20 protein-coding genes and 1 pseudogene are annotated in these 19,414 nt (G+C 31.0%); 15 read left to right on the top strand and 6 right to left on the bottom strand.

All coding sequences use genetic code 11. The features are described from left to right. Positions 1-157: 157 nt before the first annotated feature. The 4 genes from Q0822_RS12940 (at position 158) to Q0822_RS12955 (ending at position 4,406) form a co-directional block, all read left to right on the top strand. Complete coding sequence (locus Q0822_RS12940; protein WP_299124339.1) at positions 158-2,038, top strand: PAS domain S-box protein; 1,881 nt, start codon at positions 158-160, stop codon at positions 2,036-2,038. Further along, complete coding sequence (locus Q0822_RS12945) at positions 2,035-3,093, top strand: response regulator (protein ID WP_299124341.1); 1,059 nt, start codon at positions 2,035-2,037, stop codon at positions 3,091-3,093. Before Q0822_RS12940 ends, Q0822_RS12945 begins: the two co-directional genes overlap by 4 nt. A 73-nt stretch (positions 3,094-3,166) precedes the next feature. Further along, complete coding sequence (locus Q0822_RS12950; RefSeq protein ID WP_299124343.1) at positions 3,167-4,015, top strand: universal stress protein; 849 nt, start codon at positions 3,167-3,169, stop codon at positions 4,013-4,015. Positions 4,016-4,019: 4 nt separating this feature from the next. Then, complete coding sequence (locus tag Q0822_RS12955) at positions 4,020-4,406, top strand: hypothetical protein (protein WP_299124346.1); 387 nt, start codon at positions 4,020-4,022, stop codon at positions 4,404-4,406. A gap of 669 nt (positions 4,407-5,075) precedes the next feature. Here the strand turns inward: Q0822_RS12955 and Q0822_RS12960 are convergent. Both Q0822_RS12960 and Q0822_RS12965 read right to left on the bottom strand, forming a co-directional pair. Continuing rightward, positions 5,076-5,177: pseudogene (locus Q0822_RS12960) on the bottom strand (uracil phosphoribosyltransferase); the annotation flags it as partial. A gap of 22 nt (positions 5,178-5,199) precedes the next feature. Beyond that, positions 5,200-5,646, bottom strand: a complete 447-nt coding sequence (locus tag Q0822_RS12965) for a DUF2267 domain-containing protein (protein ID WP_299124348.1) — start codon at positions 5,644-5,646, stop codon at positions 5,200-5,202. A 367-nt stretch (positions 5,647-6,013) separates the two neighbouring features. On the opposite strand from Q0822_RS12965, the gene Q0822_RS12970 reads away from it, so the two are divergent. From Q0822_RS12970 to Q0822_RS13020, 11 genes are all read left to right on the top strand, one after another. Then, a complete protein-coding gene (locus Q0822_RS12970) occupies positions 6,014-6,880 on the top strand; it encodes a universal stress protein (protein WP_299124349.1) in 867 nt (288 codons plus the stop codon). Between the two features lie 12 nt (positions 6,881-6,892). Then, positions 6,893-7,738, top strand: a complete 846-nt coding sequence (locus Q0822_RS12975) for a universal stress protein (RefSeq protein WP_299124350.1) — start codon at positions 6,893-6,895, stop codon at positions 7,736-7,738. A 63-nt stretch (positions 7,739-7,801) separates the two neighbouring features. After that, the gene (locus tag Q0822_RS12980) at positions 7,802-8,638 is read left to right on the top strand and encodes a universal stress protein (RefSeq protein ID WP_299124351.1); all 837 of its coding nucleotides are present in this window, start codon (positions 7,802-7,804) and stop codon (positions 8,636-8,638) included. A gap of 6 nt (positions 8,639-8,644) precedes the next feature. Then, the gene (locus Q0822_RS12985; RefSeq protein WP_299124352.1) at positions 8,645-9,481 is read left to right on the top strand and encodes a universal stress protein; all 837 of its coding nucleotides are present in this window, start codon (positions 8,645-8,647) and stop codon (positions 9,479-9,481) included. A 66-nt stretch (positions 9,482-9,547) separates the two neighbouring features. Next, entirely contained in the window at positions 9,548-10,402 is an 855-nt protein-coding gene (locus Q0822_RS12990) for a universal stress protein (protein WP_299124353.1), read from the top strand. An 11-nt stretch (positions 10,403-10,413) separates the two neighbouring features. Continuing rightward, on the top strand, positions 10,414-10,821 hold the full coding sequence (locus Q0822_RS12995) for a hypothetical protein (protein WP_299124354.1): 408 nt from the start codon (positions 10,414-10,416) through the stop codon (positions 10,819-10,821). A gap of 29 nt (positions 10,822-10,850) precedes the next feature. Next, a complete protein-coding gene (locus Q0822_RS13000; protein ID WP_299124355.1) occupies positions 10,851-11,702 on the top strand; it encodes an ATP cone domain-containing protein in 852 nt (283 codons plus the stop codon). A gap of 2 nt (positions 11,703-11,704) precedes the next feature. Then, the gene (locus tag Q0822_RS13005) at positions 11,705-13,078 is read left to right on the top strand and encodes an MBL fold metallo-hydrolase (protein ID WP_299124357.1); all 1,374 of its coding nucleotides are present in this window, start codon (positions 11,705-11,707) and stop codon (positions 13,076-13,078) included. Positions 13,079-13,243: 165 nt separating this feature from the next. Further along, on the top strand, positions 13,244-13,771 hold the full coding sequence (locus Q0822_RS13010; protein ID WP_299124359.1) for an Hsp20/alpha crystallin family protein: 528 nt from the start codon (positions 13,244-13,246) through the stop codon (positions 13,769-13,771). Positions 13,772-13,836: 65 nt separating this feature from the next. Next, complete coding sequence (locus Q0822_RS13015; RefSeq protein ID WP_299124360.1) at positions 13,837-14,286, top strand: hypothetical protein; 450 nt, start codon at positions 13,837-13,839, stop codon at positions 14,284-14,286. A 13-nt stretch (positions 14,287-14,299) separates the two neighbouring features. Further along, the gene (locus Q0822_RS13020; RefSeq protein WP_299124362.1) at positions 14,300-14,971 is read left to right on the top strand and encodes a hypothetical protein; all 672 of its coding nucleotides are present in this window, start codon (positions 14,300-14,302) and stop codon (positions 14,969-14,971) included. A 27-nt stretch (positions 14,972-14,998) separates the two neighbouring features. On the opposite strand, the gene Q0822_RS13025 is transcribed toward Q0822_RS13020, so the two are convergent. The 4 genes from Q0822_RS13025 to Q0822_RS13040 all read right to left on the bottom strand — a co-directional run bounded on the left by Q0822_RS13025 (position 14,999) and on the right by Q0822_RS13040 (position 19,300). Further along, positions 14,999-15,832 carry a universal stress protein gene (locus tag Q0822_RS13025; RefSeq protein ID WP_299124364.1) on the bottom strand — a complete coding sequence of 278 codons (834 nt, stop codon included), beginning with the start codon at positions 15,830-15,832 and terminating at the stop codon, positions 14,999-15,001. Positions 15,833-15,967: 135 nt separating this feature from the next. Beyond that, positions 15,968-18,202 (bottom strand): molybdopterin cofactor-binding domain-containing protein, encoded by a 2,235-nt coding sequence (locus Q0822_RS13030; protein ID WP_299124366.1) that lies wholly within the window; start codon positions 18,200-18,202, stop codon positions 15,968-15,970. Positions 18,203-18,213: 11 nt separating this feature from the next. After that, positions 18,214-18,675 carry a (2Fe-2S)-binding protein gene (locus Q0822_RS13035; protein WP_299124801.1) on the bottom strand — a complete coding sequence of 154 codons (462 nt, stop codon included), beginning with the start codon at positions 18,673-18,675 and terminating at the stop codon, positions 18,214-18,216. 34 nt (positions 18,676-18,709) lie between these two features. Beyond that, positions 18,710-19,300 carry a nucleotidyltransferase family protein gene (locus Q0822_RS13040; protein ID WP_299124368.1) on the bottom strand — a complete coding sequence of 197 codons (591 nt, stop codon included), beginning with the start codon at positions 19,298-19,300 and terminating at the stop codon, positions 18,710-18,712. Positions 19,301-19,414: the final 114 nt, after the last annotated feature.

The raw sequence follows: 19,414 nt of genomic DNA on the forward strand, positions 1-19,414 counted from the left end.
ATTAAACAAGATTGTGAGTGAAATTAAAGTAACTAATCGTCAATTTCAATGATATAAATCAGTTTTAAGTAATCACTAAACTTATACCTTTGTATTAGGCTAACACATAGAATTTGCTTAAATTTAAGGGTAATTGTGATGCTATAAATAACCTGTTATGCTTCAACAAGATCAAGAAATATTTAACATACTTCTAGAGGCCGTTTCTGAAGGCGTCATTATTGTTGACAATCAGCAGCATATAATGGAAGTAAATGCAACTGCCGAAGTTATGTTTGGCTATAAAAAAAGTGAATTATTTCAAAAAGATTTAAATCTACTTATTCCTTCAAATTATCACGCAAGTCACGCTAATCATTTCGAAAAATTCATAGAACAAGGCAAGAAAAGACCCATGGGTAAAGCCTCTGATATTTATGGCTTGAAAAAGACAGGTGATATTTTTGATATTGAGGTAGAATTAAGCCCTTTTACAATTTACAACAAGACCTACGTTATGGCTTTGGTCAGAGATATTTCAGGGCTAAAAGAGACTGAGAAAAACTTAATGCTTAAGAGTATAGCTCTTCAATCTGCTAGTAACGGCATTATTATCACAGATGCCTTAAAAAAAGACAACCCTGTTATTTATTTTAATTCAGCTTTTCAGAGGTTAACAGGCTATTCTAGCAAAGAAATACTTAATCATAATTGTAGATTTTTACAAGGTAAGGACAGAGATCAGAAACCGCTAAAAAAATTAAGAAAAGCTATTGATAAGGGTGAAAGTTGCCAAGTTATATTGCGTAATTATAAAAAGGATGGTTCTTTATTCTGGAATGATTTATACATAATGCCAATTATTGATAAACATGGTGTAGTAACCAATTTTATTGGGATTCAAAATGATGTTACCTTAAGAAAAAAAGCTGAGGCAGAGCGAAATCACTTAGCCACAATTTTTGATGAATCTTTAAATGAAATATATGTTTTTGATAGTAAAACATTGCAGTTTATAAATGTTAATTATGGTGCCCTAAAAAACATAGGTTACACTATTGAAGAATTAAAAACAATGACACCTCTAGATTTAAAAATTCAGGAGGATGAAGTTAATTTTAAAAATAATATAGAGACCTTACGAAAAAAGAATGTTGAAAAATTAGAGTTTGAAACCATTCATCAACGAAAAGATGGTACAACTTATCCTGTAGAAGTCCATTTACAGTTGAGTAACTTAGGAGAAGTAGAGGTTTTTGTAGCTATAATTTTAGATATCACCGAAAGAAAAAATTATACAGAAAAACTCGAAAATAAAGTAGAGGAACGCACAAAGCAGCTCAATGAAGCTTTATCTAAAGAAAAAGAACTTAATGAGCTTAAAACAAAATTTTTGTCTCTGGTATCGCACGAGTTTAAAACCCCTTTAAGTGGTATTTTAACATCATCAGTTTTACTTAGCAAGTACACTTTAAGCAGTCAACAGCAAAAACGCGATAAGCATGTTAAAATCATTGCAGATAAGGTTCAGTACTTAACTTCTATTCTTAACGATTTTCTGTCGCTAGAACAGTTAGAAACAGGTAAACTAAATTATAATTTCACTAATTTTAAACTGAGTAAAGTTATCGATGAAGTTATTTATAATGCCAATATGTTACTAAAGAAAGGACAGTCCATAAAGTATCCAGACAATATAGATGATCTATCACTCTATCAAGATGAAAAGAGTATTACTTTAATACTATCTAATTTAGTGAATAATGCCATAATATATTCTCATGAACATAAAGCTATTAGCATCTTTGTTAACCAAAATGAAACAGAAACCACAATAAAAATTGAAGATGAAGGTATTGGTATTCCTTTAAAAGATCAAAATAACATTTTTGATCGCTATTATAGAGCAGAAAATGTTAGTAATACCCAAGGCACAGGTATTGGTCTTAATATTGTTAAAAACCATTTAGAAAATTTAGGTGGTACTATTACTTTTGAAAGTAAAGAAAATACAGGTACAACATTTACTATTACTATTCCTAATACAGCTACAAAATGACTACAATTTTAATCATCGAAGATGACGCAGTGTTAAGAGACAATACTGCCGAATTATTAGAACTTTCTAACTACAACGTCATTACAGCACCAAATGGAAAAGTAGGTGTTGATATGGCAAGAAAGCAACTACCAGATATTATTATATGCGATATTATGATGCCAGAGCTTGATGGTTATGAAACACTTAAGACCTTGTCTCTTAATGAAACTACAAAGTACATTCCATTTATTTTTCTTTCAGCAAAAACCGAACATAAAGATATTAGAAAAGGAATGGATTTGGGAGCAGATGATTATATAACTAAACCTTTTAGTGAAGATGAGCTTATTAGCGCCATTGAAAGTCGTCTTGCCAAAGCTGCTATACTAAAAGACTATAGACAAAAGGAGCAAAACTCAATTGCAAAATCAGATACTGAAGAAATTAAATCCTTAAATGACTTAAAAAATTATTTTGATGATTACGGAACTGTTTTTACTGTAGAAAAGGATACTATTATTTATAGAGAAGGGGATCATTCTAATTATATCTATCTTTTATCAAAAGGTAGTGTTAAGTGTCACATAATTGATGAGCAAGGAAAGGAATTAATTACTGCATTATACAAAGAAGATGATTTGTTTGGTTTTTCTTCATTCATTAATAATAATCTACCCTATAAAGAAACAGCAACAGCCATAGATGATGTAGAAATGCTAGGCATTTCCGCAATGAAGTTTAATGAGATATTAAATGAAAATCATAAAGTAACTATGGAACTTATACAGTTATTGTCTGACGATCTTGCAACCATGAAAAATCAACTTTTAGAAATGGCCTATGGATCTGTTAATCGAAAAACAGCTGCAACTATTATAAAGTTTGCAGAAAAAATTAATCGAAAACCCGAAGATGCCATTAAAATTTCTAGAAGTGATTTAGCAAGTGTAGCTGGTATAGCTACTGAAACCTTAATCAGAGCTTTAACTAGTTTTAAAAAGCAGGGACTCATTAAAATTGATGGTAGAAATATAAAAGTTTTAGACATCTCTAAGTTAAAGCATATAGCTTAATATTCGTAAATATGACTTATATCATTTTCATTGACATATCTTACTAATAAATTTGTAGGAAAGTTGATGTGTGATGAAAAATATTCTCTTACCCACAGATTTTTCTGAAAATTCATGGAATGCTATAAAATATGCGATTCATTTTTTCGGAAAAATAGAATGTAATTTTTACTTATTGCATGTATGCAGATTTGATAATTTGGCAGTTGCTGATTCTTCATTAACTCTAAATCAAGAAGTAATTGATAATATTTACACTAAGCCTACTAAGCAAAAATTACGTTCTACATTAAAGCAGATTTTGAAACTCATACCTAATCATAAAAATCATAAATTCTATACGCTTACAGACTACGGGTTTTTTATAGAATCTATTCGCAAAAATGTTGAAGAAAAGCATATAGATTGTATTGTAATGGGCACAAAAGGTGCTTCAGGATTAGAAAGAATAATCTTAGGGACCAATACAGCAGATGTTATTACCAAAGTAAAATGCAATGTGTTTGCTATTCCTGAAAATGCCGAATATATACCACCAAAAGAAATTGCCTTTCCAACAGATTTCTCATTATCTCATAGTTTACAGGTTTTGCAACCAATGACTGAAATTATAGAACGGTTCAATGCTTCTTTAAGAATTCTTCATATCAGTAAGAAAAAGGCAGATTTAAATGATGATCAAAAGAATAACAAAGAATTACTAGTGGATTATTTTAATAATCACGATTTCACTTTTCATTATTTAACAAACAAAAAAGTAGAAGATGCAGTGCAATGTTTTGTAGAGAGTAGAGATATTAATTTAATATGTATGGTTGCTAAAAATCTGAATTATTTTCAGCAAATATTATTTCATTCTAGAATTGAGAAGATAAGTTATCATACAGATGTACCATTTTTGGTATTACACGAAAAAAACTAATATTATGGACAATTCAATTTTTTTGGCAAAGTTTTGGGGCTGGTATCTCATTATTTTCTTTTTAATATTAAGTCTTAATCCTAAACGTATTAAACAAATATTTGATGATTTAAAAGATCAGAAATTCTTGATTCTTTCTGCCTTAATAGCAGTGATTGTCGGATTACTAAACATTGTTTTTCATAACATTTGGGAACCAAATTACAAACTTATTATTACACTAATTGGCTGGTCCTCCTTGTTTATTGGTTTGGCTCTATTTGTATTGCCTAAACGAACTGTTAGTTGGTTAGAATTTGTTAATATTAAACTTGTACAAGTTATATATATGTTGCTCTTTTTTATAGGTGTTTATTTACTCAATACAGCATATGGTATCGTGTTTTTTTAAGAAAAACTAGTTAGCTGATAAAGATCAGTGACAATGGTTTACTATCTGTTTATTTTTGTATTGTCATTTAGTAATGACTGAAGAAAGTGGGGATTTTCTTTAAAAATGCAATTAATCAAAAGAAAGCCAAAATAACAATTTGGCTTTCTTTTTTGAAAAAATTCCAAAAACTGATATTCCTCATTTTTGAACGCTATCTCTAGTTGTATATTAGTGTCATAATTTAAAATAACGTTCTTTAAAATATTGAATATAATGATTCTAATATATCTATAAACTTGAAAATTTTATAGATTATAAAAAAAGTGTTTTGAACTCGTATTTAGCAATAACTCATTCTAATGATGCTTTAGCTATTTAATTATGGTTAAAGGTTGCTTAAGGTTAAGTTTTAAAATTGAACACTTTTAGAAACAGGAGGTCTCGACTTCCTGTTTCTTTTCAAACAAACAGATTTTCATAGATTAGAGTAGAGAATTTGTATAGAAGTATTCAAATCTGTGGTTTAGTGATTGGGATTTTGATTATTAGGAATATTAAGAATTTTTAGTGATTGATTATATTGAACTATAGAATTGAATACTACTAAAAAGAAACAGGAAGCTTAAACTTCCTGTTTTTTTTGTTTTTAAGGCTTATTTATGTAAGGTGTAATGATTGTCCTTACATTTATAGCTTTAGTCCAAAATATAAATCACCTGCATCAACAAGTCCTGGTTTAATATAACCTTTGCTGGTTAACATATCATCAATAGTGGCGCTCCATAGATGTGCTACACCTTAAAATAATTTTTTAAAACATAATATTTTGGTAAATCATAGATTTAAGCTCTTTTGGTAGTTCGCTTCTTAAGTCTTCTAATTCGCCTAATGAGATGTATTTACGCAATAGAATAAATGTAGTGTCAATATAATTTGAAGCAACTTCATCAGACTCAAAATCATGGATAGAAGTTACACCGTCATAAGCTCTCACTACATCGATAAATTCGGTCATGTTTTTAATCTTTTCTTTTTTATGAAGTGTCCAGCCATTAACATAAACGGCTTTTAAAAACATTGGGAATTGAGCAATGAGTTGCAAGGATTCTTGTGTAGAAACTACATCTCTCAATCCATGAAGAATGGATGATAATATTCGTCCTGCTTTTTCTGTATCATCACCAATGTTTAATCCCTTTGTATATTCTTTTAAGAATGTGTTGGCTTCTGTCGCGAACTTATTAAAATTTAGTGCCATGATTTTTGTTTTTAACTGTATATAAAGATGCTAACTGAATGCAAAAATTGAAATGATATTTATCAGTGTGATTCAAATAGCACTTTTTTTAAGTTATTTTATTAAATAAAAAAGCATAACTGATATTTATCAGTTGCTATTAATTAATTTCTATTTATGTTTATAACGTCATTTGGTAATGACATCAAGAAAATGGGGATTTTCTAAAAAGTATGCTATTAATCAGAGAAGAAGCCAAGTTAAAGACTTGGCTTCTTCTTTTATGATTAATGCATTAAATCAGTGCAATATCTCTCAGATAATATTACAATCTCTTCTGATAATTATCATAGTTTTTGAGTTATCTACTAGTTAACTTTACTAGTGAATGCAAAAACAAGTACCAATGTTTTCAATACTGCTTCCTACCGATTTCTCCGAAAATGCAATGAATGCAATCAAATATGCCTTAGAATTTTTTAAGTACCATAAAACGGAATTCTATTTTATGCATGCTTACCAAAACGAATTTTATGATAGTGAAGAATTGGTGTCTAGAGATGTGTATGATGATATTCTAGATTCAGTTAGTAAACAATCTCAAAGTGGGTTAGAGGAGCTACTAACAAAAGTTAAACAAATTGCTCCTAACCCTAGATATAATTATCATACAATTTCAGCTTTTAATACACTTGTTGAAGAGTCAAATTCTATCGCCGATAAGTATAATATAGATTTGATTGTTATGGGAACAAAAGGCAAATCTAACGATCGAAATATTGTTTTCGGAAGCCGAACATTTCAGGTCTTAAAGTATGTGCAGTGTCCTGTGCTTGCTATACCATCTAACTATTCTAATACACAACCAAAGCATATTTTATTCCCTACAAATTATTTGATACCAAATAGGCGTAGAGAATTAAAATTATTATCAGAATTGGCGAAACCTTACAGAAGCGAAATAGATGTTTTATACATTTCTAAAAGCGATAAATTATCAATGCGCCAAGAAGATAATAAAGCTTTTATAGCAGACACACTAAGAGATAATAAAGTAAATTTTTGTAATGAGGACAGCAATAAAATAGCAGAATCTATAAAAAATTATATCAAAGAAAAAAATATAGACATTATTGCTATGGTAAATACACAGCATTCCTTTTTAGAGGATATGCTATTTCCTTCAGAGATCGATAAAGTGAGTTTAGGATTAGACATCCCATTATTAGCATTGCAAAACACTATACGCAATTAAAAAAATAGTATCATGAAACATATACTTTTACCAACAGATTTTTCCGAAAATTCTTGGAATGCCATTACTTATGCTATCAAACTTTTCAAAAATGAAAAGTGTGTTTTTCATTTGTTAAATACCTATACACCTGTAATATATCATGTTGAATATGTTCTAGGTTATCCTGCTCAATTTGGATTGGGAGATGCTGTTAGAAATACGTCGCAAGAAAACTTAAAAGAATTGGTGGAAAGAATTTCTATAGAATTTCCTAATAATCCCAATCATAAATTTGAAACTTTAGCGAGGTTCGATACTTTGATTTCTGGCATAAAGGAATTTTTGAACAAGCACAAAACGCATATTATAGTTATGGGTACCAAAGGTGCTACAGGAGCTAAAGAAGTATTATTTGGCTCTAATACAGTAAATGTGTTTAATGAAATAAAATATCCTGTTTTGGCAATTCCATCTGATTTTGAATATGAAAATCCGCTCGAAATATTATTTCCTACAGATTTAGAAGCTAACTATAAAGACACGCAACTTAGTTTATTGAAAGAAATTGCAAAGTCTCATAATTCTAGAATTAATGCTATGCACGTATCAACTGGCTATGAATTAACAGAAGAACAAATCAGTAAAAAGCAAGAGCTAGAAACTTTGTTTAAAGACAATTCATATCTGTTCCATGACTTAAGAAGCATGAATGTAGATGAGGCTATTAATGAATTTCAGATTAAAACAAAAACCAACATGTTGGTAATGATTAATAACAAGCATTCATTTTTTGAAAATTTATTTTTTCAATCTAAAGTCAAACAAATTGGATTTCATTTACATATTCCATTTTTGGTAATTCCTTCAGCACACTGATTGAAATCATTTCGTTAGGACATTGTAGGCACTAACTTTAAAATGAAATTAAAGACTTAAGTCATGAAAAAAAATATCTTACTACCCACGGATTTTTCAGACAATGCTTGGAGTGCAGCCGTATATGCTTTTAAACTATATGCAGAGGAACAATGCACATTTTATTTCTTGCACTCGTCCAAAATGAGAGTTTCGACTATGTCTAACATATCTAATAAATTAACGTTGATTATGGCAGAAAATGCCAAGAAAGAACTCTCGGAATTAAAGGCAATGGCAGAAAATGCTAAAGTTAATGCCAACCATAGTTTCCAGATTATTCTAAGCACCGATGATTTGGAAGATGCAATGGAAACTGCAATTCAAGAGCACAAGATAGATCTTGTTGTTATGGGTACAAAAGGTACGACAAAGGCTAAAGAAATTGTTTTTGGAAGTAATACTGTAACCGTTATTAAAAGGGTAAAGAGTTGCCCAGTTATGGCCGTACCAGATGAATTTGATTTTGTAGAACCAGAGCAAATTGCTTTTCCAACAGACTTTAACCGTTTTTATGGTGAAGAGTTAGATCCACTAAAACGTTTATCAAAACTCCATAATTCTAAAATTAGAATAGTTCATATTAATAAAGAAGACGATCTCTCAGATTTACAAAGCTACAATTTAGCAATGCTAAAAGCTTATTTAGAAGATTATCCTCATAGTTTTCATTGGATGCCAGACTACGGTAAAAAAGAACAAGCCATCAAGGATTTTATTGACGAACTCAATATTAATCTTCTGGTTATGATAAACTATAAGCACAGTTTTATAGAGAGCATAGTAAAGGAACCAGTTATTAAAAAATTAGGATTTCATCCTACAATTCCATTTCTCGTGATACCATCAAACCAAAAATAACCTGTTATGAAACGCTCAATTTTAATACCCACAGACTTTTCGGATAATGCATGGAACGCTATTGTCTATGCTCTTAAATTATATGCAAATGAAGAGTGTACGTTTTATTTTTTGCATTCTTGGGCAATTTCAAGGTCAACAGTAAGATCTTATATTACAACACATTACGTTGACTCATTAGAAGGAGATGCTTTAAAAGAATTAACAGAACTAAAAGAAATGGCAGAAAATGCCAATGTCAATGCTAATCATAATTTCGAAATCCTTTTGAGTAAAGAAAATTTGATTAAGGCCATTTCGACTGCTATAAAAAAGCATAACATAGATTTAGTTGTAATGGGCACTAAAGGTGCAACTAAAGCACAAGAATTTTTCTTTGGAAGCAATACTGTAGATGTCATTAAAAAGATGAAGCTCTGTCCGATTTTGGTCGTACCAGATGATTTCGATTTTGTGGAACCTAAGCAAATTGCGTTTCCAACAGATTTTACTAGATTTTATGGCGAGGAATTGTTACCTCTAAAGCTCATGTCAGAATTATTCAATTCTAAAATTAGAGTGGTTCATATTAATGAAAAGTCAAGTTTGTCTAAAACGCAAGACTATAATTTTTCTATGTTGCAAGTCTACTTAGAAGATCAACCACATAGTTTTCATTGGATGCCAGATTATGCAGACAAGGCAGTTGAGATCAATGATTTTATAGATGAGTTAGATGTTAATATACTTGCTATGATAAACTATGAACATAGTCTTATAGAACGTATAGTTAATGAGCCTATAGTTGCTAAAATAGGATATCACCCAGTAATTCCATTCTTGGTTATTCCATGTTCTGTCTGATATATATCATTTCAGTTCGAAGTTTTACATATTAATTTTAGCTAATGCAGATTTAATACTAATGTTATGAGACATAAAATTTTACTTCCAACGGATTTTTCAAAAAACTCTATGAAAGCAATTAATTATGCAAGAGAGTTATATAAAAATGATCATTGTATTTTTTATGTGCTAAATGTGTTCTCTGCTACTGGAAATATTTTAGAAAGTTTATTGAATATGGAACCTGGTAGTGAACTCTATGAAACCGCTAAGCTTAATTCTGAAAATGGTTTGGCAAAGGTTTTTGATATGATAACTATGAGTGATACTCATAATCCTAAGCATCATTTTGAAGTCATTTCCCAATTCAACAATGTTATTGAAGCCATAAAAAATATAGTAGATAAAAAAGATATTGAAATGATAGTAATGGGTACGAAAGGAGAAACCCATTCTAGAAAATCAGCTTTCGGTAGTACAGCAATATATGTAATGGAAAAAGTACGTAATTGCCCAGTACTAGTTGTGCCACAAAATGCAAAAATCAAATTACCAAAAGAGATCGTTTTTCCTACAGACTTTAAAATAAATTTCAAAAGAAAAGAATTAAACTATCTCACAGATATTGCAAAAAAATGTAATGCCACAATTGTAATTCTACATATAGCTGAACAAGATGAATTAGATAAAAACCAAAAAGAAAATAAACAGTTACTGGAAGAGATTTTACAAAACACAAATTATAAGTTTCACAATCTATCTCATACATCAGTTACGACTGCAGTTAATCTTTTTGTTGAGAGCAGAGAAAGCGATATGGTAGCTTTTATAAATAAGAAACATGCATTTTTCGGAAGTGTTTTGAGTAATCCGATGGTTAAGGAAATTTCATTTCATTTAAATGTTCCAATATTGACAATGCACGATTTAAAAAACTAAAATATATACTCATGAAAAAGACAGGCGTTTGGTTAGATAAAGACAAAGCATATATTGTAAACTTAGACAATGAAAAAGAAATATTTACAACAGTATCTTCAAACATAGAACACTATAACATTCGTGGTGGTTCTGGAACACGTTTAAAAGGAGGTCCTCAAGATGTTGTGCAAGACAGTAAATATTTAGAGCGCGAAAAGCAACAGTTAAAGAAATACTTTAAAGCTGTAGCTGCTCAAATAGATGATACAAATGCTTTGGTAATATTTGGTCCTGCAGGTACTAATGAGCAATTTTCTAAAGAGTTGCACGAAAATTACAATAACTTAAGTACAAAAATAAAAGCAGTGAAAAAAGCTGATAGTATGACAGAAAACCAAATAAAAGCTTGGGTAAGAGACTTCTTTAAAACGAATTAAGTTTTTCACATTTTTTAAAACAAATATCAATGAAAAACGAAAGTTTTGATATTATAAAAGCTTCAGGTGAAAAAGTTAAATTTTCATTAGATAAGCTAAGAGCATCATTAAATAGAACAGGTGCTGAAAAGCAAATAGTGGATCAAATTCTAGATAAAGTTCGCGATGAATTATATCAAGGTATTTCTACGAAAGAAATTTACAATAGAGCATTTTCATTACTAAAAAAGAAGAAAAGCTATTTAGCCTCAAAATACAAACTAAAAAAGGCCATATATGAATTAGGACCAACCGGTTTTCCGTTTGAGCGTTTTGTGAGTGCCGTTTTAGAATATTCTGGTTATACCGCCGAAGTTGGTAAAACTTTACAAGGTCGTTGTGTTACTCACGAAATTGATGTCTTAGCGCATAAGAATAATGAAACTACTATAATTGAATGTAAGTTTCATGGAGAGCAAGGCTTAAAGTGTAATGTTAAAATTCCTCTGTATATCAATTCTAGATACCAAGATGTAAAAACGCACTGGAATTCGAACCCTAAAAATGGAACTTTACTCACTAAAGGTTGGGTGGTAACAAATACAAGATTTACAAAAGATGCTTTGCAATATGGTAACTGCTCTGGACTCTATTTAGTAAGTTGGGATTATCCAAAAAATGATGGCTTAAAAGATAAAATAGATAGATTAGGTCTATATCCTATTACTGTTTCTACTTTACTTACTAATAGAGAAAAGCAGTTTTTATTAAGTAGAGACGTAGTGCTTTGTAGAGATTTATTAGACGATAAATTTTACTTAGATCATCTTGGTATTTCTGATACAAGAAAAGAAAAAATCCTAAACGAAATATCACAGCTGTGTGCTGTTGAAAATCATTAAAGATGAATCATTTTGTAAAAGTAAATTTTTTAGGAGCTTGTGGAGTTGTTACTGGTTCTAAGTTTCTTATTGAAACATCAGAGCTTAATGTTATGATTGATTGTGGTATGTTTCAAGGTCTCAAAGAACTCAGAGAATTAAATTGGACAGATCTTCCGATAAATGTGTCAGCAATTGATGTTGTTCTGCTTACTCATGGTCATTTAGATCATGTTGGGTATTTACCACGACTCGTAAAACAAGGATTTACAGGAAAGATTATTGGCACAGCACCAACACTGGCAATAGCAGAAATTATTCTAAAAGATAGCGCGAAAATACACGAAGAAGATGCAGAAAAAGCCAACAGAGAAAAATATACTAAGCATAATCCTGCTTTGCCTTTTTACACTGTAAAAGAAGCAGAAAACACTATAAAGCTTTTTAAAGCAGAAGGGGAGGACCAATGGCTAACATTATCAGAACATATAAAGTATCGTTTTCAATACAATGGACATATTATTGGTGCTACATTCATAGAATTAGATGTAAATGGTAAGCGCTTTGTGTTTTCAGGTGATATAGGAAGACGAGACGATTACCTTTTAAGTGAACCTAAAATGCCAGAATGGGCAGATTTCTTATTTATAGAAAGTACTTACGGAAATAAGTTACATCCAGAAGAAGATGTAGAAGCCTTATTGACAGAAATAATTATAGACACCATTCATAAAAAAGGAAATTTAATAATACCAAGTTTTGCAGTAGAGCGTTTACAAACACTTATGTATATCTTATGGCAACTTTACAAGAAAAATAAAATACCAAAAATTCCAACTTTTATAGATAGTCCTATGGGCAATAATGTTTTAGAAGTTTTTAAACAATTTCCGAAATGGCACAAATTATCTTCAAAAGACTACCAAGCCATGTGTAATCATTTCAATATTATTCAATCGTATAGAGAAACATGGGAAACCATTGATGATAAAAGATCTAAGATTGTAATTGCTGGAAGCGGAATGGTAACTGGTGGACGTGTGCTAACTTATTTACAACAATTAATAGATGAGCCATCCACAACTGTATTATTGGTCGGTTATCAAGCAGAAGGAACCAGAGGAAGACAATTACTAGATGGAGTGCACGAAATCCGTTTTTTTGGAAAATACTACCCTATAAAAGCTACTATAAAAAGTATAGAAAGTTTATCAGCGCATGCTGATCAAGAAGATCTTTTACATTGGATGAGTGCAATTAAAAATATTCCAGAGGCCGTCTATCTCATCCATGGTGAACCAACGGCATTAGATACTTTTAGAGTTAAGATAAAAGACAAGTATAATTGGAATGCAACTATTCCTAAACTTACTGATATGTATAAATTGGTAGTCTAAAATCCATGATTCTTCTATAATCCAATACGTTGTAATAAAGTACTGACATTACTGTTAAATTCCTGTTATCGAACAATCTAAACTGATTTATATCATTTCGAAAATAGCATGCCCAGATTATCTTAGTGTATATATTATAAGTTTAATCTATAAAAAACAAACATCATGACAACATTAATGAAACGCAGAAACAGAAGACGTAATTTAACGCCTTTAAGTGAGAGATTATTCCCAACTTTGAGTAATAGATTATTATCTCCATGGGAAGATAGAATGTTTCCATCTAATTTTGGTGAACTACAAAACATGGTAAAATTCGATGATATTTTTAATGATGATTTCTTTGAAGAAGACAGCCTTATGCCAGCTATGAATGTTAAGGAGCATAATGATGATTATGAAATAGAAATCGCGGCACCAGGTTTTAATAAAAAAGATTTTGAAGTAACTATCGATGGAAATATGCTTAATATTTCTGGTGAGAAAAAAGAAGAAATTGATGAAAAAGATGAAAATTATACTTGCAAAGAGTTTAGTTATAAGTCATTTAAGCGTTCTTCAACATTACCAGAATCTATTGATATAGACCAAGATGTAAAAGCAAAATACAAAGATGGTATTTTACAAATTAAATTATTAAAAAAAGAAGAAGCCAAAAAATTAGAGACTAAAAAAGTTATCGAAATTTCTTAATTTCAAAAAGCAGAAAGGAATTGATATTTCAATTCCTTTCTGCTTTTATTCTAAACCCAAATAAAATGAAAACGATACAAACAAATGCACGATATGTGGAATGGTTAAGTGCCGATGAAATGCACAACGAATCAAAAGAATGGTTGTCTCAGTTAGAATTTGTAAAAGATGAGCACCTATTTTTTGAAGACCTAATAAAATCATACACACTACAACTTATTCATCCAGAAAAATTTGCTCATAATAAAGAGATTATTGATGCTATTAACAAATCTCAAAAACAGAACAACTATTTAATTAAGGCTATAATAGTTCATGAAAGTAAGTTGCAAATATTGGTAGATGGCATTAATCAGCCTAAAGAAGAGAGACGATATAGAAATGAGCATAAAGCTTTAATCAATAGGATAAACGATCATTTGAAGCACTATAGATCTTTAAAGTCACAATTATTTGATATCGTAAAAAAGATAAAAAAAGAAGAAAAGATAGGACTCTTAATAGATAAAAGATAGAAATATTATAGCTATGAAACCTTTAATTACATTCATATTTGCTTTGTTATTATTGAGTTGCAATTCCACGCAGCTTGTAGATACCTGGAAAAATCCAGAAATAACAACTTATTCACCTACAAAAGTTTTAGTTGTAGGTTTAACGTCTAATTTAGAGGCAAGACAAGAATTTGAGAATAAACTTAAGTACGAATTTGAAATGCGTGGGGCAGAAGCAGCTAGTAGTATGGATGTTTTTAACCCGTCATTTAAATCCGAAAAGTTAACGATAGATGATCTTAAAGCATTAGAAAATGATTTAACTAATGATGGCTTTGATACCATTTTGTTTACAAAAATAGTTGGTGTTGAAGATAAAATGGTTGAGAAGATAGATTATGGTGATTTTGATGAAACGCACAAGAAGTTTCGAGAAGACTACTTAAAGCATCAAGATATTTTTTATGATCCAGAGTATTATGATGCCTATACAGTATATCATGCGGAAACAAGCATGTATTGTATTTGCCCTTCAAAAGATAGAGAACTTATCTGGAAAGGCTACATTGATATTATAGATCCAAGATCTGGTGATGATACTATTAAGAATTATGTAAACTTAATTCTACTTATTTTAGAGGAAGAACAACTAATTAATGTGAAGCAAATTATCGAAGAAAAACCACAGGAACAGGCAATTAATTAAGCACACTATTTTTGATCCTAGAAGGTTTTAAGAGTGAAATATCAATAAAGGCACTCTTATATTATTACTTATTTTAGTTGTTGGTGATCCTGTGAAGAAACGCTCAAAAAGACTTTCTTTTTGAACTAGTAGTATTGTTAAATCTATATGGTGCGTTTGTGTATAAGAGTCTACCGTTAATTCTATTGGAATACCAGTGATAACATGATATTCGTGTGGTATTTCCTTTAAAAAAGCACTAATATTTTCTTTGTCTTTTAGTTCTTCTTCTGAATCTTCGTTATTTGGTTTTATCCTTAGGAGATGAATTTTTTTACCAAAGCGCTTTACAAAACTTACAGCATCAGCAAAAGCATTTCCACTTAATGAATCGGTCAGGTCTAAAGGCAACAAAATTTCGTTAGGAGGTCTGTATTTAAAGCCTTTTGGGATGACTAGAGTAGGGCAATCTACTTTTCTAATAACATTAATAGTATTACTTCCAAAAATAACCTCACTTGCGCCTGTAACACCATTACTTCCCATAACCACTAAATCAATATTTTTAGATGTTTTTATTTGATTAATAGAGTCGGTTAGATTATCGTAATCTACTATAGACTTAATGGAATAGGTTTTGGTTTCAAACTCATCTTTAAGTTTTGCAACGAGTTCATCCAATTTGTCTTTGGTTTTTTTAATAATGGAATCGTATAGACTTTGGTTTCCTGATAGCATCAAATCATCACTCATAAAGGACGAAGAACTTTGCACATTTAAAACTGAGAAATTACATTTATCACTTTCAAATTGTTGTAATGCATAACGAATGGCATTGATTGAATTTTCTGAAAAGTCTGTAAGTAGCAGTATATTCTTCATAATACTAGGTTTAACTCTATAAATTTAAGATTAGTTAAGTAAAACAACTATGACAAAGGTCATACTGCTATAATTGAAGAACTATGAAATAATAAAGTTAATTATTCATAATAGTTAGTATTATTTCGTTTTAACCTAAACCTTCAAATCAGTTTGAAGATTTTTTAAAGATGTAATAAATGGCTGTTTGGTCAAAACTTCTCCAGTTGCAGCTTTGATAGCATTTGCCAAAGCACCACCTGCTGGTGGTAAACCCGGTTCGCCTAATCCTGTAGGTGATAATTCATTTTTCACAAAATGGGTTTCTACGATTGGAGTTTCTTTCATTCTTATTAAACGATAGGTATTGAAATTGACATCCTGAGGTTGTCCATTCTCAAATGAAAAGTCTCCATACATGGCATGTCCAATACCATCAATAACGCCACCTTCAATTTGATTTTTTGCTCCTGTTGGATTCACAACGATTCCACAATCTACAGCTACAGTAACTTTATCAATTGATGGTTGGCCGTTTTTCATCGTTATATCAACAACTTCTGCTACATGCGTATTATGACTGTAATAAGCAGCAAAGCCTTGAAATACATTATCACTAGTTTTTCTCCAATTGCCTTTTTCAGCTGCAAGTTTTATAGTGTCTGACATTCGTTTAGCTGAATACTGAATATTGGGATCTTCTCCGTCTTTCACTTCTTTCAGTAAATCTAGACGAAGTTGAACAGGGTCTATATTTAATTCATCTGCAAGTTCATCAATGAAGCTTTGTTCAGCAAAGGCTAGAAAATTTGTGTACGGTGCTCTCCATGCGCCTGTTGTGATATTACTTTGATAATTAGCTGTATCAACTTGATAATTTTCTATGGCGCCAGCTGGGAAAAAGTGTGGAATTAAGCCATACATATTACTATTGATAGCGGCTTCTTTTAGATGATAGCCCGAAATTTTATTATCCTTTATTGCCGCTGCAATTTTGTATTTAATTGCAGGACGATAAACGCCTAAAGCCATATCGTCTTCTCTAGTTGAAACTAACTTAACGGGTTGCTTAATTTTATCTGAAATTTCGGCTGCTTCATAAACAAAATCACCATAAAGACGTCTTCCAAAACCTCCACCCATTCTTGTCATATCTACGTGTACATCTTCGATATTACGATTTAATAAAGAAGCTACAACCTTAGCTGCTGCTTCGGGAGTTTGTATAGGTCCAACTAAATGTACTTTCTCATTTTTTACATCAGCGTAAAAATTCATTGGCTCCATACAATTATGAGGTAAGAAGGGAGATTCGTAAACCCGTTCTATAACTTTATCGGCATTAGCGAAAGCTTTTTTTACATTACCATCAGATCTTCTGGTATCAAATTCTTTTCCGTTTAATAGATCATTCAACTTTTTGTCATGTAATTCTGTACTCTCAGTCAAGGATTTATTTTTCCATATCGCTTTTATAGCTTTTTTACCCTTTATAACATCCCAAGTCGTTTTTCCTATTACGACCACTTTATCTGATTCACTTAAACGTACACTCCAATGTGCAGATGGGTCAAACTTTTCTTGATTTAAATAGTTTCTAGCTTTTTCTCCAATAACAATCACATCAATAACACCTGATAAAGCTTTGGCTTCAGAAGCATCATATGATTCTAAAATTTGTCCAAATGCAGGTGGTCGAAGTACTGAGGCATACAACATTCCATCTGTTTTATAGTCTAATCCAAATAATGGTTTTCCAGTTATAATATCATCTATATCTACATTAATAGCATCCTTGCCAATAATTTTATAATCTTTTGGTAATTTCAAAGTCACATCTTCTGGCACTTCTAGAGTAGCAGCTTCGTTGACCACATCTCCATAACTCAGTTGGTCACCATTTGAATTTTTAATAATACCATCTGAAGCGGTACAAGAAGATGCATCAACACCCCATTTTGCAGCTGCAGCATTAACTAACATTTGTTTTGCAGTTGCACCAGTTTGGCGCAAAGCATCCCAGCCAAAACGAATAGACTGACTTCCTCCGGCAACTTGTCTCTGAAAATTTTCGGTATCTAGAGCTCCTTGCTCAACAGATACATGTTCCCATGGTACATCCAATTCTTCAGCAATAAGCATTGGCATTGATGTTTTTACTCCTTGTCCAATTTCTGGATTTGGTGAAAAGATCGTCACATAACCATTATCAGCAATTTTAATAAAAGCATTAAAATCGTTGAAGTTGAGTTTTGAAACATCAACTGGTGGAACAGCCGCTTCTTTACAAGAATTAAAAAAGTTAAATCCGATTAAGAGTCCACCACTAGCAAGTGCAGAAGTCCTTATAAAATTACGTCTGCTAAATGTTATTTTGTTTTTATTTTCCATAATGATTCGGCTTAAGACATTTTTTTGGCTGCTAAGGCAACTGCTTTTTCAATTCGGTTATAACTCGCGCATCTACAGAGATTACCATGCATGGCATTTCTAATCTCTTCGTTATTTGGATTTGGATTTTGTTTTAAAAAAGAAGTTGCTGTCATTATTTGGCCAGCTTGGCAATAACCACATTGCGGAACATCTAACGCTTTCCAAGCATGTTGTACAGGATGCAACTTATCTTTTGCTAAACCTTCGATTGTTGTGATTTCAGACCCTTCTAATCCCGAAGCTGGTAATAGACAACTTCGAGTTGCTACACCATCAACGTGAACAGTACACGATCCGCATTGGCCAATACCACAACCATACTTTGTGCCAACTAAATTAAGTTCGTCTCTGAGCACCCAGAGTAGAGGAGTGTCTGAATCGGCTTCAATGCTGACTTTCTTTCCGTTAACTTTTAGATTATAACTTGCCATAGACTTTATTTTATTCATCTAAAGTTAATGTATTTTATTGAGTTTTTTTAGAATTTAACAACTCTTCATAATCTTCTATAGTATCAATATCTACCAAATTGGCATCATCTAAAGGAATAACATCTTGCTCGTTAGAATTTAAAAATGCTTTAGCACCTTTGTCTCCTTTAAGCATTAGCAATTTATCAAAATGGTTTTTAGGAATTATGGCTGGAACACCATAAGTTTTAGTATAAGTTGAAGCTACTATTTTTCCGTAATGATTTTTATAACTAGTAATCATACTATTTATATATTGAGTTTTTATAAAGGGTTGGTCACCCAATAGCAATATAATCGCATCAAGTTTTTGATTGGATATATGTTGAATTCCTGTAACTATACTAGAACTCAATCCAGATTTATATTCAGGATTAAAAATGGTTTCAATACTGTATTTTGAAATAGATTTTTCTATAGCCTTTAGATTTGCACCTAAAACGCAATAGACTTTATTGGCATCAGATTGTAATGCATTCTCAATGACTATACCTAACAATGTAGTGTTACCAACTGGTAATAGCTGTTTGGCAGAATTCATTCTGGTAGAACTACCTGCAGCAAGAATAAGAATAGCAATATTCATTAATTAAGTTTCATTTATAACTCATGCTAAAGTTATTCAAAATCTAATACATCTGTTGAAGCCTATGTTATGTTATTTGAAGTAGAATCGAAAAGTCTTAGTAACGAAGTAATT

This window comes from uncultured Winogradskyella sp. (assembly GCF_947496485.1).
Classification (GTDB): domain Bacteria; phylum Bacteroidota; class Bacteroidia; order Flavobacteriales; family Flavobacteriaceae; genus Winogradskyella.

Bases quoted from the DNA above. Each gene is read 5' to 3' on its own strand.
- Q0822_RS12975 (WP_299124350.1), top strand. From the start codon at position 6,893: ATGAAACATATACTTTTACCAACAGATTTTTCCGAAAATTCTTGGAAT.
- Q0822_RS13020 (WP_299124362.1), top strand. From the start codon at position 14,300: ATGAAACCTTTAATTACATTCATATTTGCTTTGTTATTATTGAGTTGC.
- Q0822_RS12940 (WP_299124339.1), top strand. From the start codon at position 158: ATGCTTCAACAAGATCAAGAAATATTTAACATACTTCTAGAGGCCGTT.
- Q0822_RS12995 (WP_299124354.1), top strand. From the start codon at position 10,414: ATGAAAAAGACAGGCGTTTGGTTAGATAAAGACAAAGCATATATTGTA.
- Q0822_RS12990 (WP_299124353.1), top strand. From the start codon at position 9,548: ATGAGACATAAAATTTTACTTCCAACGGATTTTTCAAAAAACTCTATG.
- Q0822_RS12965 (WP_299124348.1), bottom strand. From the start codon at position 5,646: ATGGCACTAAATTTTAATAAGTTCGCGACAGAAGCCAACACATTCTTA.
- Q0822_RS13030 (WP_299124366.1), bottom strand. From the start codon at position 18,202: ATGGAAAATAAAAACAAAATAACATTTAGCAGACGTAATTTTATAAGG.
- Q0822_RS13005 (WP_299124357.1), top strand. From the start codon at position 11,705: ATGAATCATTTTGTAAAAGTAAATTTTTTAGGAGCTTGTGGAGTTGTT.
- Q0822_RS13035 (WP_299124801.1), bottom strand. From the start codon at position 18,675: ATGGCAAGTTATAATCTAAAAGTTAACGGAAAGAAAGTCAGCATTGAA.
- Q0822_RS12955 (WP_299124346.1), top strand. From the start codon at position 4,020: ATGGACAATTCAATTTTTTTGGCAAAGTTTTGGGGCTGGTATCTCATT.
- Q0822_RS13000 (WP_299124355.1), top strand. From the start codon at position 10,851: ATGAAAAACGAAAGTTTTGATATTATAAAAGCTTCAGGTGAAAAAGTT.
- Q0822_RS12985 (WP_299124352.1), top strand. From the start codon at position 8,645: ATGAAACGCTCAATTTTAATACCCACAGACTTTTCGGATAATGCATGG.
- Q0822_RS12980 (WP_299124351.1), top strand. From the start codon at position 7,802: ATGAAAAAAAATATCTTACTACCCACGGATTTTTCAGACAATGCTTGG.
- Q0822_RS13040 (WP_299124368.1), bottom strand. From the start codon at position 19,300: ATGAATATTGCTATTCTTATTCTTGCTGCAGGTAGTTCTACCAGAATG.
- Q0822_RS13015 (WP_299124360.1), top strand. From the start codon at position 13,837: ATGAAAACGATACAAACAAATGCACGATATGTGGAATGGTTAAGTGCC.
- Q0822_RS12945 (WP_299124341.1), top strand. From the start codon at position 2,035: ATGACTACAATTTTAATCATCGAAGATGACGCAGTGTTAAGAGACAAT.
- Q0822_RS12970 (WP_299124349.1), top strand. From the start codon at position 6,014: ATGCAAAAACAAGTACCAATGTTTTCAATACTGCTTCCTACCGATTTC.
- Q0822_RS13010 (WP_299124359.1), top strand. From the start codon at position 13,244: ATGACAACATTAATGAAACGCAGAAACAGAAGACGTAATTTAACGCCT.
- Q0822_RS12950 (WP_299124343.1), top strand. From the start codon at position 3,167: ATGAAAAATATTCTCTTACCCACAGATTTTTCTGAAAATTCATGGAAT.
- Q0822_RS13025 (WP_299124364.1), bottom strand. From the start codon at position 15,832: ATGAAGAATATACTGCTACTTACAGACTTTTCAGAAAATTCAATCAAT.